The organism is Streptomyces humidus (genome assembly GCF_014649655.1).
Classification (GTDB): domain Bacteria; phylum Actinomycetota; class Actinomycetes; order Streptomycetales; family Streptomycetaceae; genus Streptomyces; species Streptomyces humidus.
Window position 1 is genome coordinate 1 of record NZ_BMTL01000174.1, and the last position, 542, is coordinate 542.

Annotated in this window: 1 pseudogene; it reads right to left on the bottom strand. The window is 68.6% G+C overall.

The window, feature by feature from the left end:
• Window positions 1-138: 138 nt before the first annotated feature.
• Window positions 139-542: pseudogene (locus IE239_RS41625) on the bottom strand (alpha-1,4-glucan--maltose-1-phosphate maltosyltransferase); the annotation flags it as partial.

Below are 542 nucleotides of genomic sequence, written 5' to 3' on the forward strand. Positions count from 1 at the left end.
GGTCGCCGACGCCGTCGCCGTTGCTGTCCTGGAACGAGCGGACGAGGACCTCGTAGAAGACGGCGCGCTTGAACCACTCGGGGTCACGGTCCTTGGCCGGAGTGTCCGCGAACGTGTCCGGAACGGGCTCGTTGACGATCATGATGTGGGTGACCCTCCGATCTGCGGGTTGGACGGTCGCAGGACGGTGAGCACGTGCGCGGGCCGGGCGCCCGGTTCGAGGCGCACGTAGTTGGCCCTGCCCCACTGGTAGGTCTCGCCGGTGAGCTCGTCGCGCACCGGCACCGACTCGTGCCAGTCCAGGCCGAGTTGCGGCATGTCCAACGACACCGTCGCCTCCTGGGTGTGGTGGGGGTCGAGGTTGACGACCACCAGAACCGTGTTCGGACCGCTCCTCTTCGAGTAGGCGATCACCGCTTCCTGGTCGGTGTGGTGGAAGCGGAGATTCCGCAGCCGGTGCAGGGCCGGGTTGGCCCGCCGGATCTCGTTGAGCCTGGTGATCAGCGGGGCAAGACTGCGGCCCTCGCGCTCGGCCGCCTCCC